The organism is Streptomyces sp. NPDC006208 (genome assembly GCF_040613775.1).
GTDB lineage: Bacteria > Actinomycetota > Actinomycetes > Streptomycetales > Streptomycetaceae > Streptomyces.
This window is the reverse complement of record NZ_JBEXSW010000071.1, coordinates 1-13230: the sequence shown is the minus strand read 5'-3', so window position 1 is coordinate 13230 and position 13230 is coordinate 1. Positions and strand designations below refer to the sequence as shown.

Genomic DNA, 13230 nt, shown 5'->3' with positions numbered 1-13230 from the left:
GGCCGGGCGGTCAGGGCCCGGTCAGCGTGTGACCCCCAGATCCGTCAGCGTCACATCGTGCACCAGCGGGTCGCCGCCGATCATGATGTGCCGGACCCACGGGTCGTGCACCCCTGCCGTCGCCGCCAGCAGATACGCGCCACTCGCGGGCGCGGACAGGATGTAGGAGCCGTCGGCCAGCGACTCCACCCGGTCGATCTGGCTGCCGCCCGGGGACACGAGGGTGAGCACCGCGTCCGGGACCGGCTCGCCCTCGTCCGTGCGGACGAAGCCATGGACCACGGAGCCTGCCCCGGGCGGGCCGGCCGGTACGTCGGCGGCGGCCGGGGCCGGCTCCTCGCTCGGCTCCACCGCCAGATGCGGCAGCCGCTTGTCAAGACCCGCCGGCAGCCACCAGTTGGACCGCCCCAGCAGATGCATCGCGGCCGGCACCAGCGCCGTACGCAGGATGAACGCGTCCAGCGCCACGGCGGCCGCCAGCCCGATGCCCGCCATCGCACCCTCCATGTCGCCGCTGAGCACGAAAGCGCTGAAGACGCAGATCATGATGAGCGCCGCGCAGTTGATGACCCTGCTGGTCTCGGCGAGGCCGACCCGTACCGCCCGCGCGTTGTCCTTGGTGTGCACCCACTCCTCGTGCATCCGGCTGACCAGGAAGACCTGGTAGTCCATGGACAGTCCGAAGAGCAGCGACAGCATGATGACCGGGAGGAAGGCGGTGATCGGCCCCTCCTTGCCGAGTCCGATCAGCTCCCCGCCCCAGCCCCACTGGAAGATCGCGACCAGGACGCCGAAGGACGCCGCCGCGGCGATCAGATTCATCAGCGCGGCCGTCAGCGGCACCACCAGCGACCGGAACGCGACCAGCAGCAGTACGAAGCCCAGCGCGATGATCGTGCCGACGAAGTACGGCAGCCGCTCCCCCGTCACGGTGGCGAAGTCCTTGAAGACGGCGGTCACCCCGCCGACATGGACCTGCTCGCCCGACCGCGGAATCACCTCGTCGCGCAGCCGGTCGATCAGCCGGTCCGTCTCCTCCGACTGCGGCGAGGTCGTCGGCACCACCTGGATCACGGTGATCCCGGCCTCCGGCGGCGCGGGCAGCGCAACGGCGTGGGCCACTCCCTCGGTGCCGCGCACCCGCTCCACCAGCCGCTGCACGGAAGCCGGTTCCGCGTCCTGCGCGACCAGCTGCAGCGGTCCGTTGAACCCCGGCCCGAAGCCCTCGGCGAGCAGGTCGTACGCCTGCCGGGTGGTGGTGTCCGACCTGTGGTTGCCCTGGTCGGTCGCGCCGAGCCGCAGCGAGAGCACCGGGATCGCCAGCGCCGCCATCACCACGGCGGCGACCAGCGCCACGGACCTCGGCCGCTTCTGGACGTACGCGGACCAGCGCGCGGCCGCGCCGGCCGGCTCCTGCGGCTGCGGCCCCTCGGCAGCGAGCCTCCTGCGCTGACGGCGGCTGAGCACCCGGACGCCGAGCAGCCCGAGCAGGGCCGGCAGCAGGGTGACCGCGGCCAGCACGCTCAGCACCACGGTCAGCGAGGTCGCGATGACGACGCCGTCGAGGAAACGGAGGTTCATCACCAGCATGCCCGCGAGCGCGATGCACACGGTGCCGCCCGCGAACAGCACCGCACGGCCCGAGGTGTTGAGCGCGGTGACCGCCGCCTCCTCGGGGTCCGTGCCACGCAGCAGGCCCTTGCGGTGCCGCGTGACGATGAACAGCGCGTAGTCGATGCCGACGCCGAGACCGATCAACGAGCCCAGCAGCGGGGCCACTTCGGGCACGTCCGTGACATGGCTGAGCAGCATCGTCGACAGCATGCCCGTGCCCACGCCGAAGATCGCGACGATCAGTGGCAGCAGCATCGCGAACAGCGAGCCGAACGCCAGGAAGAGCACGACCGCCGCGGCGGCGAGGCCGACGAGCTCGGCCGTGCCGGTCGGCGGCTCCTGGACCCGGGCGATCGCCTGACCGCCGAGCTCGATCCGCAGGCCCGCACGCTCCGCGTCCTGTGCGGTCGCGACGACGTCCTCGACCAGCTCCTTCGGTACGCCGTTCGCCTGCTCGGTGAAGGTGATCTGCGCGTACGCCGTCCTGCCGTCCTTGCTCAGCTGTCCCGAACCCTCTTCGGTGAACGGGCCGGCCACCTCGCCGACACCGTCCATCGCCGCGATCTTCTCGAGCGCCGGCTCGATCCGTTCCCGTACGGCGGCGTCCGCGGCCGAGCCCTTCGAGACCCGCCACACCACCGTGTCCGTGTCCCCGGCACGCTCCGGGAACGCCTTCGCCATCAGGTCGTAGGCGTGGGTGGAGTCCGTGTTCGGAAGGCTGAAGACGTTCGAGTACTGGGTGCCTGCCGCGCCACCCCCGGCCCCCAGGCCGAGGAGTGCGCCCACCCACAGCACCAGGACCACCAGCCGGTGCCGATAGCACCACCGTGCCAATGCAGCCACGATTCCTGCTCCTTCATCGGTCCGCTCTCCCCGAGGTCCGGTCCCAGAATCGGCCCCGGAGCGTCCCCGTCGTGCGATCGGGCCATGACTCTCAAGGAACTCCAAGGCAGCGACCGCCACCGTCCACAACCGGCGTGCCGATACTGGGTCCATGACCCACGACGGAGCGACCGTGCTGATCGTCGAGGACGAGCCGAGCATCGCCGACGTCCTCGCCATAGCCCTGCGCTACCACCGATTCACGGTGCTGACGGCCGGGAACGTGCGACAGGCCAAGGTGCTCGCCGGAGCGCAACGGCCCGATGTGGCGCTGCTCGATGTGATGCTCCCGGACGGCGACGGCCGGGTGCTGGGGCGCGAACTGCGCGCGGCGCACCCGGACACAGCCGTCGTCTTCGTCACCGCGCGGGACGCCCCGGCCGAGATCGTCGGCGCACTGGAGCTCGGCGACGACTACATCACCAAACCGTTCAACATCGACGAGGTGGTGGCCAGGATCAGAGCCGTACTGCGCCGCACGCGGCCCGGCGACGTACTGCCGGTGCGGCCGCCACTGCGCTACGGGGACCTGGAACTGGACGACACGACATATGCGGTGCGCCGCGCGGGCCGCACCGTACAGCTCACGCCCACCGAGTACGCGCTGCTGCGTTTCCTGGTGCGCAACGGCGGGCGGATCGTGCCCAAGGAACAGCTGCTGCGACACGTATGGCAGTACGAGCACCAGGCCGAGTCGACCGTCGTCGAGACCTACATCAGCTATCTGCGCCGCAAACTCGACCCGCTGGGGCCGCCGTTGATCACCACAAGACGGGGCATCGGATACGGGCTGGCGGACGAAGGCGCGTGAAGAGCCGGCCCGCGAGGTGGCGCCGGCCGGAGCGCGGACCGTGGCGTGGAGGGGGGCGCTCTCTCGGGCGCCGGCGCCATCGCGGCCTGCACTCGCTGCGCGCCAGGCTGACCTTCGTGAACGTCGCCCTGCTCACGCTCGGCATCGTCGCTGCCACCGCCGTCAGCCTGATAGGCATGCGGCACTATCTGCTGGAACGCGTCGACACCGAGTTGCTCGCGTCCCGCAGCGCCCTGGAGCGCACCGGCTTCACCCGCAAGGAGGTCGACGCGCTGAGCGCCGTCGGATCCCTGCGCGAGCAGTTCACCCCGGGCCCCTCGGGGTCGGGCGCGCTGCCGCGGTCTGGAACGCTGGTGACCGCGGTCGACCGCCGGGGGCGGCCGCTGTCGTTCGCGGCGATCGCCCCCACCGAGCGGCAGATCGCGCTCGCCGAGGCCGTCGGCGACGAGACCGCGCTCGCCGCGTTCGCCGAGGCGCGCGACATCAGCATCGACGGCACTCCCCACCGTGTCGTCGCCGCCCGGCTCGCCGACGACACGGTGGTGCTGCTGGCTGCCGAGACCGAGGCGGTGCATTTGGGCATGCGCAAGGCACTCAAGCTCGATCTGGCCGTCGGAACGCTGCTGCTGACGCTCCTCGCGCTCCTCACCATGCTCGGCACCAAGCACCGGCTGCGGCCGCTGGAGGACATCGTGGAGACGGCGTCGGCGATCGCCGAGGGAGATCTGACCCGGCGCGTGCCGGCCGGCCGCGACCCGGTGACCGAGATCGAGCAGCTGCGGATCGCCCTCAACTCCATGCTTCATCAGGTCGAATCGGCCTTCGAGACCCGGGAGAAGAGCGAGCGGCAGCTGCGGCGGTTCGTCGCGGACGCCTCGCACGAGCTGCGCACACCGCTGTCAGCGATCCGCGGCTATCTCCAGTTGTACGACAAGGGGATGCTGCGCGCGCCTGACGACCGGAGCAGGGCGCTGGCGCGGATGAACGCCGAGGCCGACCGGATGGGGCGGCTCGTCGACGAACTGCTCACGCTGGCCCGGCTCGACCAGCAGCCCGAGCTGCGCATGAGCCCGGTCGATCTGAGCCGGCTGGTACGGGACGGGGCGGACGATCTGCGCGCCCAGCAGCCGCGGCGCCCACTGACCGTCAGGGCCGGCGGGGCGGTGATCGTCCACGGCGACGAGTCGGGGCTGCGGCAGGTCGTGGGCAACCTGCTGAGCAACATCCGTGCGCACACCCCGGTGGAGGCGGCGGTGCGTGTGGAGCTGACGCGTACGGAAACGGCCGACCGCGGGCCGTGGGTACGGCTGGAGGTCGCCGACGACGGACCTGGCATGTCGGCCAAGGACGCGGAGCGCATCTTCGACCGCTTCTTCCGCGCGGCGGGCGGCGGGTCGGCGGACGGGCCCGTCGGGAGCGGGCTCGGCATGGCGATCGTCCAGGCGGTGGTGGCCGCGCAGGGCGGCACGGTGACCGTGCGGACCTCGCCGGGCGAGGGCCTGGCGGTGACGGTGGGACTGCCGGCCTGACCCGCAGGAGGCCCTAGGCCTGCCGTGACGCCAGCTGGACGAGTGTGATGTCGGACTCGGCCCCGACGCGTACGGGCGGGCCCCAGGCCCCCGCGCCGCGGGTCACGTACAGCTGCGTGTCGCCGTACCGTTCCAGACCGGCGACGGTGGGGTTGGCCAGCTCGGCCAGGTAGTTGCCCGGCCAGAGCTGACCGCCGTGGGTGTGCCCGGAGAGCTGGAGGTCCACGCCGTGGTCCACCGCCTCATGGATGACGACGGGCTGATGCGCGAGCAGCACGGCGGCCCGGGTACGGTCCCGGTCGCCGAGCGCCCTGGCGAAGTCGGGGCCCTGGCCTTCTCGCTCGCCGGCGACGTCGTCGACTCCGGCGAGGTCGAAGCCGGCGATCTCGACACGCTCGTTGCGCAGAGGCCGCAGTCCGAGCTCGCGCACATGGTCGACCCAGGCGTCCGCGCCGGAGAAGTACTCGTGATTGCCGGTCACGAAGTACGACCCGTGCCGGGCCCGCAACTGCGCGAGCGGCTCGGCGGCGGGCCCGAGGTCCTCGACCGACCCGTCGACGAGGTCCCCGACGACGGCGACAAGATCGGGCTGGACGGCGTTGATGGCGTCGACGATGCGCTGGGTGTGCGCGCGGCCCAGGATCGGCCCGAGGTGGATGTCACTGACGACGGCGATGCGGTAGCCATGGGCGGCGCGGGGCAGCTTGGCGAGCGGCACGGTGACGCGCTTGACGCGGGGCCCGCGCAGTACGCCGTACGTACCGAGTCCGACGGTGCCGGCCGCGGCGACGGCCGCGGCCCCGCCGACGATCCGCGACACGAACAGCCGCCGCGACACGGCCGACGCGGCGAGGGCACCCGCCGCGCCCTGCGGTTCGGCGAGCAGGGCTCCACCGGCGGAGCCGTCCGCAGGAACACGGGTGCCCCCGTCGGAGGGAACGCCGCCCTGAGAGGCATCCACGTTCTCCGGGGTGGAGGCCTCGTCCGCGGTGAGCGTGCCCACCGTGGTCGGCGCGTCGGCCGCAGGGCGACCGCCCTCACCGGAGGCAGGGCTTCTCGGGGCCGACACGCCGGTGGTCGCGGCGGAATCCGGCGCGTCGGTACGCGCGTTGCCCGCCGCCGGCGCACCGCCGGCAGCTGACGCTCCGTCGAGCACGGTGCCTGGGGAACCGCTCGCCCCGACGGCAGGTACGCCGGCCGGCGCCACCCGGTGCGCTTCGGAGGCCGCACGGCGCTCCAGCACCCTGATCAGCAGCGGGCGTACCGCCTCGCCCACGACGAGGGCGAGCACCAGGTACAGCAGCATCGCCAGCCACAGGTAGCCGGGCCAGGCCAGGGTCCGTTCGAGCCAGAACGGCGCGCCGGCGCGGCCCGAGACCAGGGCGCCGACCGAGAGGACGGGCAGGATCCAGATGCCCGCCGTACCGAACCGGCGGGCGGCCGAGCCGCGTGCCGTCGTGTCGCGGACCAGCCGCCGCCACACGTACCAGTGCACCCCCGCGAGCACTGAGAGGACCAGGACCACCACAAGGACGACGACGACCACCACGTACGGCTCTCCTCTTACCTAGTCGCGCTCACGGCGCAGGGCGCGCAGACCACGCAACCCGATGGCGCCGATGATCGTCCCCAGAACAAAGGACGTGACGGCGAGCAGCAGATGGACCCAGAAGTATCCGGTCGGGTCACCCGCGTCGTCGAAGGCGAGCCCGCTGGCGTCCTGCCACAAGTTCTTGATGAAAGTGACCCAGATGAACCAGCTCCATACCCCGAACGCGAGCAGGAACCAGGACACCGAGCGGCTGAGCTTCATGGGTCCAGTATCGCGGCCGTCGTCCGATCGGGTTGCTCGGGGTGGGCTGTCCTGGCGTCGCTCCCGGCGGGTCCCTGGTCCGATCTCCATATTTGTTTCGGCGCCCTGTACGTTCTCGTCCGTGTCTGCTTTGAAAAAGACCGCGTTGACGGTCCTCGCCACTGCGTTGCTGCCCGCACTGACCGCCGCGCCCGCTTTCGCGGACACCCTGGACGACAAGCCGGACAAGAAACAGCCCAAACCCCCGGCGATCATGTCCACGGTCGGCGGTGCCCAACTCGGCAGGCCCGGAACCCAGGTCGACCTCGGCCCCGGCGCGCCCGTCCTGCCCAAGGACGTCAGCGGCCGGTCCTGGATCGTCGCCGACGCCGAGAGCGGCGATGTGCTCGCCGCGCACAACGCGCACTGGCGGCTGCCTCCGGCCTCGACCCTCAAGATGCTGTTCGCGGACACCGTGCTGCCCCGGCTGCCCAAGGAGACCGAGCACACGGTCACCGCGGACGAGCTCGCCGAGGTGGGCGAGGGCAGCAGCCTGGTCGGCGTCAAGGAGGACCAGACCTACACCGTCCACGACCTGTGGCTCGGCGTCTTCCTGCGCTCCGGCAACGACGCCGTCCATGTGCTGTCCGAGATGAACGGCGGTATCGACAAGACCGTCGAGGACATGCAGGAGCACGCGGACGAACTGCAGGCACTGGACACCGAAGTCGTCTCGCCCGACGGATACGACGAGCCCGGCCAGGTCTCGTCGGCGTACGACCTGACCCTGATCGCCCGCAGCGGCATGCAGAAGAAGGACTTCCGCGAGTACTGCTCGACCGTGCGCGCCGACTTCCCCGGTGAGGAGAAGGAGGGCAAGAAGCGCGAGACGTTCGAGATCCAGAACACCAACCGCCTGCTCACCGGTGACTACGGCATCACCCCCTACAAGGGCATCGCCGGCGTCAAGAACGGCAACACCACGCACGCCGGGGCGACTTTCACCGGAGTCGCCGAGCGGGACGGCAGGGTGCTCCTCGTCACCGTCATGAACCCGAACTCCGGCGAGAGCCAGGCCGTCTACAAGGAGGCCGGCCGACTGCTCGACTGGGGCTTCGAGGCGGCCGGGAACGTGGAGCCGATCGGTGAGCTGGTACCGCCGAAGTCCGCGGACACATCGGCCTCGGGAGACGGGGACCGGGAGCCGGCCAACAACGGCAAGGGCGCACCCGCCAAGCCCGCCGCCTCGGACAAGAGCGGGTCGGGCGGCATCGGGATCGCGCTGGGCGTCACGGGCGGGGTGCTGGTGCTGCTCGCGGGCGGGGCGTTCCTGGTCAACCGTCGCTGGCCGCTGCCCGACCTGGTGCGCCGCCTGCCTCGTCGCTGACGTCGCCGCCGTTGTCCTTGCTCTGCGTCGCCGTCCAGGCGGCGCAGTACAGCAGCAGCTTCGCCATGAAGTTGATCCACAGCAGCAGTGCGATGGGGACACCGAACGCGCCGTACATGCTGCGCCCCGCGACGCCCTTCATATAGCCGCCGAGCAGCATCTTGAGCAGTTCGAAGCCGACCGCGCCGATCAGCGCCGCCACGACCAGGCGGCGGCGCGGCGGCTGCACCCCGGGCAGCAGGGTCAGCACGTAGAGCAGGATCAGGAAGCCGGCGAGGACCGCGATCGCGAGGCCTGCGATCTGGAGCAGCACACCGCCCCATCCGTCCCTGTCGATGCCGAGTCTGTCCGCTGTCCAGCCGACCGTCGTGGAACCCAGCGCGGACGCAGCGACCGAGGCGAGCCCGACCGCGCCGAGCCCCAGCAGCACGCCTGCGTCCGTGAGCTTGCGAACGATCGGGTTGCCCTCGTCCACGTCGTCGAGCTCCCACACCGCACGCAGGCAGTCCCGCATCGCGCCGACCCAGCTGATACCGGTCAGCAGCAGCACTACACCGGCCACGAACCCGATCGTGCCCGCGTTGGCGACCAGCCCGTCGAGGTTGAGCTGGTCGGAGATGCCCGGCACCTGCTCGGACAGCTTGTTCTGCAGCTTGTCCAGCTGCTCCTTGCTGAGCAGGGCGGCGCCGACCGCCGCACCGACCGCGATCAGCGGGAACAGCGCCAGGAAACTGAGAAAGGTGATCGCGGCGGCGAGGCGCGTCCAGTGCACCCGGTCGAGGGTCTCGTAGGAACGCCAGGCGTGGGTGCGCATCAGCCGGGCCACGAGCGGGCCGATGACGGGGAGCTTGGTCAGCCAGTCCATTCCGTACGCGTACCCGCTACGGCCCGGTTCCGTCCGGCTGACGCGCCGGAGCGGCTCAGATCGTGGTGGCGGGCTCGTCGACCGGCGAGCCCTGGGCGGGGACACCCGGGATGCCGCCACCGAAGGTGTACTCGTGAAGCTGGCGCCAGACGGAGTCCGCGCCCTGCTCGTACAGCGCGAAGGAGGAGCAGGTCCACTCCGCCGCGTAATCGGTCAGCTCCTCGTACGCCCGGTCCATCAGCTCGTCGGCGATGCCGTGCGCCACGGTCACATGCGGGTGGTACGGGAACTGCAGCTCGCGTGCCAGCGGCCCGGACGCGTCCCGCACCCGCTTCTGCAGCCAGGTGCATGCCGCGGCGCCCTCGACGACCCGGACGAAGACGACGGGCGACATCGGACGGAAGGTGCCTGTACCGGAGAGGCGCATGGGGAACGGCCGGCCGGCGGCGGCGACCGCGGCCAGGTGGGCCTCGATCGCGGGAAGCCGGCCGGAGTCGACCTCGGTGGGCGGCAGGAGGGTGACGTGGGTCGGAATGCCGTGCGCGGCGGGATCCCCGAAGCCCGCGCGCTGCTGCTGGAGCAGGCTGCCGTAGGGCTCCGGGACCGCGATCGAAACGCCGAGCGTTACGGTCCCCACGTCGTTCTCCTCAGTCTCGGTGCACAGCGGTGGTCAGGTGTACAGCCGCCAGTGTGGCGGCTGTACCGCCGGTTCGGCCAGAGTCCTTGGACCCCGGTCCTTGGACCTGCCGGTCGCCGGCCCGTGACGGCCGGACTCCCCGGGTCTGCCGGCCGGCTCAGTGCTTGGCCGGCAGGAAGCCCACCCTCTCGTAGGCGGCGGCCAGCGTTTCCGCCGCCACCGCACGGGCCTTCTCCGCACCCTTGGCCAGGATCGAGTCCAGCGTCTCGGTGTCGTCCAAGTATTCCTGCGTACGGGTCCGGAACGGAGTGACAAACTCCACCATCACGTCCGCGAGGTCGGTCTTGAGCGCACCGTAGCCCTTGCCCTCGTACTTCTGCTCCAGATCGGCGATGGGCGTACCCGTGAGGGTGGAGTAGATGGTGAGGAGGTTGCTGATGCCGGGCTTCTCCACCGCGTCGTAGCGGATCACGGTGTCGGTGTCGGTGACCGCGCTCTTGACCTTCTTCGCAGTGGTCTTCGGCTCGTCGAGCAGGTTGATCAGGCCCTTCGGCGACGAGGCCGACTTACTCATCTTGATCGCCGGGTCCTGGAGGTCGTAGATCTTCGCGACCTCCTTGACGATGTGCGGGGCCGGGACGTTGAACGTCTCACCGAAGCGGCTGTTGAAACGCTCGGCGAGGTCCCGGGTCAGCTCGACGTGCTGGCGCTGGTCCTCGCCGACCGGCACGGCGTCGGCCTGGTACAGCAGGATGTCCGCGACCTGCAGGATCGGGTACGTGAACAGGCCGACGGTGGACCGGTCGGCGCCCTGCTTGGCGGACTTGTCCTTGAACTGCGTCATCCGGGAGGCCTCGCCGAAGCCGGTGAGGCAGTTCATGACCCAGCCGAGCTGCGCGTGCTCGGGGACGTGGCTCTGGATGAAGAGGGTGCAGCGGTCGGGGTCGAGACCGGCGGCGAGCAGCTGGGCTGCGGCGAGCCGGGTGTTGGCACGCAGCTCGGCGGGATCCTGCGGCACGGTGATCGCGTGCAGGTCCACCACCATGTAGAACGCGTCGTGGGTCTCTTGCAGCGCCACGTACTGGCGGATGGCACCGAGGTAGTTCCCGAGGTGGAACGAGCCGGCGGTGGGCTGAATACCGGAGAGCGCGCGGGGTCGGTCTGAGGCCATGGTCCTCATTCTCTCAGGTGTGGAACCGATTCCCGGCCGCCGGTGTATGAAAGGCGTGAGGACGCGGGAGCGGAGCCCGGAGGGGACCCGGGAGGGGGGTCGTCGCATCGTCGCCGACGAGGATGCGGTCATCGCCCGCGTGCGCGCCGGAGAGCCGGAGGCGTACGCGGAGCTGGTCCGCGCCCATACGGCGGTGGTGGTGCGGGCGGCCGTGGCCTTCGGGGCCGGCGCTGATGCGGAGGACGTGGTGCAGAGCGCCTTCCTCAAGGCGTATCAGGCGCTGGGGCGGTTCCAGGACGGTGCCGCCTTCCGGCCGTGGCTGCTGCGGATCGTCGCGAACGAGACGAGGAACACAGTGCGCTCGGCAGTGCGGCTGCGGGCACTCGCCGGGCGGGAGGCGCTCATGCTCGGCTCCGAGCCGCTCATACCGGAGTCCGCGGATCCGGCGCTGGCTGCGGTGGCAGGAGAGCGGCGCGGGCTGCTGCTCGCCGCGCTGGACGAGCTGAGCGAGGAGCAGCGGCAGGTGGTCACCTACCGCTATCTGCTGGAGATGGACGAAGCGGAGACGGCCGAGGCGCTCGGCTGCCCGCGCGGGACGGTGAAATCACGGCTGAACCGCGCACTGGCGAAGCTGGGGCGGCTCATAGGGGCCCGCGGGGCGCAGGAAGGACAGGAGGGAGGTGAGGAGCGTGGGTGACGAGGACGAGCGGTCCGGGGAGCAGGGCGCGGACCGGGAACGGGACCTGGACCTGGACCTGGAGCATGAGGCACTGGCCGAGGAGCTGCGCGGGCTGGGGCGCGGGATCAGGATCCCGGACGTGGACGGCGAGACGATGGCGGAGCGGGTGCTGGCACAGCTCCTTGCCGACGCTGTACCGGCACCGGCGCCGCCCCCGAGCCGTTTCGGCCGGCTTCGGGGCTGGGTACGCAGGCGGTGGCGTGCGCTGACCGTCGGCCTGTCCGGGGTGCTGGTGGTGCTGGTGCTCACCCCGCCGGTGCGGGCGGCGGTGGCGGACTGGTTCGGCTTCGGCGGCGTCGAGGTGCGGTACGACCCGTCGGCGCCGCCGCGGGCGGACGCGCCGGTGCCGTGGTGTCGTGCCCCGGTTCCGCTCGCGGAGGCGGAGCGGCGGGCGGGCTTTCGGCCGCGGGTGCCGGGCGCGCTCGGTACGCCGGAAGCGGTCTCGGTGACCGAGGGGCCGGGCGGCCGGGCGGTGGTGAGCCTGTGCTGGCGCGAGGGCGGCCGTACGGTACGGCTGGACGAGTTCGGCGCGCGGCTCGACCTGGGCTTCGTCAAGCAGGCGCGGATCATGCCCGAGCCGGTGACGCTGGACGGCGGGGGCGGGGCGGAGGCCAGGACCGCGCTGTGGTTCGCCGAGCCGCATCTGCTGCGCTTCGGGATGACGGACGCCAGGGGCGGGGAATGGGTGCGCGCCGAGCGCACGGCAGGTCCGACGCTGCTGTGGACGACGCGGGACGGCGGGACGACGCTGCGGATCGAGGGTGTGGCCTCGCTGGAGCGGGCCACGGAGATCGCCGTTTCGACGCCCTGAAAAATCCTCTCGCGCGGGCGGAACCTGAAGCGGTCGGGCGGTGTACCACAGATGACGCGGTGCGGAGGGCCCGTACCGGCGTCGGCTGGGGGACGCATGCGACTGCTACGACTGCTGCGACGGCTTGCCGCACTGGCGACGGTCCTCGCACTGACCTGGTTCTTCGCGCCGAGCGCCGTGGCCGGAGGGCCGACGAGCGTGCTGATCACCTCTCCGGAGAGCGAAGAGGCAGCGGCGCTGTACTACGCGAACGAGGACTACGAACCCGCTTCAGGCGCTGCTCGGCGTCAATGACGGCCGGCAGCCCGGCGCAGGCCGCTCGGAGCGCCCGCCGTCGCTGGAGGAGGCCGCGGGGATGCGCGCGCTCAATGTGGTGTGGATGGTCCACGACATACAGCCCTGGCGGCTGGACCAGGTGTACGTGGGCAAGAACGCGGACCGGCCCATATGGATCCACACCTCGCTGGACACGGAGACGCAGCAGGGCACCTGGCACAAGGCGACCACTCCGAGGGTGCTTTACGAGCTGCTCGCGAAGCTGGGTGTGCTGGGCAGGACCGTCAACGACAGCGACGGATCGAATCTCCCGCCGGAGTCCGACCGGGCCCAGGGCGCCGGCGCCGCCGCGCAGCCCGCGGCCGAGGAGCCGGCTCCGGCCGGGCGCGAGGACTCAGCCGGCACGGGGGCGACCGGCTGGTGGTGGGCGATACCGGCGCTGGGGGTCGGTGCGGCGCTGGGTCTGGCGCTGCGCCCGGTGCCGGCTGCCCGGCTGTCGCATCCGCTGTCCGGCGGGCGCGGCAGTGAGCGCGAGAGCGGGCCGCGCGGGCAGTTGATCGACAGCTGACCGGAAGCGGGGCCGTGCGCGCCGTGCCCTGTCACCGACAGGGCGCCGGGGGGCGGGGGGGGATGTGGAGCCCGGGGGGGGGGTGGGGGCCCAGAGTTGTGGGCCAGATATGTAGTTCACACCTCTGAAAACAACTCAAATGTCGGTC

General features: G+C 71.4%; 13 protein-coding genes. 7 read left to right on the top strand and 6 right to left on the bottom strand.

All coding sequences use genetic code 11. The annotated features are described in order from the left end of the window. Window positions 1–21: 21 nt before the first annotated feature. A complete protein-coding gene (locus ABZ208_RS36270) occupies window positions 22–2457 on the bottom strand; it encodes an MMPL family transporter (RefSeq protein WP_356913713.1) in 2436 nt (811 codons plus the stop codon). A gap of 151 nt (window positions 2458–2608) precedes the next feature. Here ABZ208_RS36270 and ABZ208_RS36265 point away from each other — a divergent pair, with 151 nt between their 5' ends. Further along, window positions 2609–3307, top strand: coding sequence for a response regulator transcription factor (locus tag ABZ208_RS36265; protein ID WP_356913712.1), 699 nt, complete (start codon window positions 2609–2611; stop codon window positions 3305–3307). Window positions 3308–3423: 116 nt separating this feature from the next. Continuing rightward, window positions 3424–4836 (top strand): HAMP domain-containing sensor histidine kinase, encoded by a 1413-nt coding sequence (locus ABZ208_RS36260; protein WP_356913711.1) that lies wholly within the window; start codon window positions 3424–3426, stop codon window positions 4834–4836. A 13-nt stretch (window positions 4837–4849) separates the two neighbouring features. Here the strand turns inward: ABZ208_RS36260 and ABZ208_RS36255 are convergent, their stop codons facing one another. Together ABZ208_RS36255 and ABZ208_RS36250 are read right to left on the bottom strand one after the other, a co-directional pair. Next, the gene (locus tag ABZ208_RS36255) at window positions 4850–6385 is read right to left on the bottom strand and encodes a metallophosphoesterase (RefSeq protein WP_356913710.1); all 1536 of its coding nucleotides are present in this window, start codon (window positions 6383–6385) and stop codon (window positions 4850–4852) included. An 18-nt stretch (window positions 6386–6403) separates the two neighbouring features. Continuing rightward, window positions 6404–6649, bottom strand: coding sequence for a hypothetical protein (locus tag ABZ208_RS36250; RefSeq protein WP_356913709.1), 246 nt, complete (start codon window positions 6647–6649; stop codon window positions 6404–6406). A 121-nt stretch (window positions 6650–6770) separates the two neighbouring features. Here ABZ208_RS36250 and ABZ208_RS36245 point away from each other — a divergent pair, with 121 nt between their 5' ends. Continuing rightward, a complete protein-coding gene (locus ABZ208_RS36245; RefSeq protein WP_356913708.1) occupies window positions 6771–8015 on the top strand; it encodes a D-alanyl-D-alanine carboxypeptidase in 1245 nt (414 codons plus the stop codon). On the opposite strand, the gene ABZ208_RS36240 is transcribed toward ABZ208_RS36245, so the two are convergent. The 3 genes from ABZ208_RS36240 to trpS all read right to left on the bottom strand — a co-directional run bounded on the left by ABZ208_RS36240 (window position 7963) and on the right by trpS (window position 10688). Further along, window positions 7963–8880, bottom strand: a complete 918-nt coding sequence (locus ABZ208_RS36240) for a YihY/virulence factor BrkB family protein (protein ID WP_356913707.1) — start codon at window positions 8878–8880, stop codon at window positions 7963–7965. The two genes, ABZ208_RS36245 and ABZ208_RS36240, sit on opposite strands and share 53 nt — an antisense overlap. A gap of 55 nt (window positions 8881–8935) precedes the next feature. Then, on the bottom strand, window positions 8936–9517 hold the full coding sequence (locus ABZ208_RS36235; protein WP_356913706.1) for a 2'-5' RNA ligase family protein: 582 nt from the start codon (window positions 9515–9517) through the stop codon (window positions 8936–8938). A 157-nt stretch (window positions 9518–9674) separates the two neighbouring features. Next, window positions 9675–10688, bottom strand: a complete 1014-nt coding sequence (gene trpS / locus ABZ208_RS36230; protein WP_356913705.1) for a tryptophan--tRNA ligase — start codon at window positions 10686–10688, stop codon at window positions 9675–9677. Between the two features lie 46 nt (window positions 10689–10734). Here trpS and ABZ208_RS36225 point away from each other — a divergent pair, with 46 nt between their 5' ends. The 4 genes from ABZ208_RS36225 (at window position 10735) to ABZ208_RS36210 (ending at window position 13082) form a co-directional block, all read left to right on the top strand. Beyond that, on the top strand, window positions 10735–11385 hold the full coding sequence (locus ABZ208_RS36225; protein WP_356913731.1) for a sigma-70 family RNA polymerase sigma factor: 651 nt from the start codon (window positions 10735–10737) through the stop codon (window positions 11383–11385). 58 nt (window positions 11386–11443) lie between these two features. Then, the gene (locus ABZ208_RS36220; protein ID WP_356913730.1) at window positions 11444–12238 is read left to right on the top strand and encodes a hypothetical protein; all 795 of its coding nucleotides are present in this window, start codon (window positions 11444–11446) and stop codon (window positions 12236–12238) included. A gap of 96 nt (window positions 12239–12334) precedes the next feature. Continuing rightward, window positions 12335–12532: a hypothetical protein gene (locus ABZ208_RS36215; protein ID WP_356913703.1), complete on the top strand. Its 198-nt coding sequence runs from the start codon at window positions 12335–12337 to the stop codon at window positions 12530–12532. 61 nt (window positions 12533–12593) lie between these two features. After that, window positions 12594–13082, top strand: coding sequence for a hypothetical protein (locus tag ABZ208_RS36210; RefSeq protein WP_356913702.1), 489 nt, complete (start codon window positions 12594–12596; stop codon window positions 13080–13082). Window positions 13083–13230 lie beyond the last annotated feature (148 nt).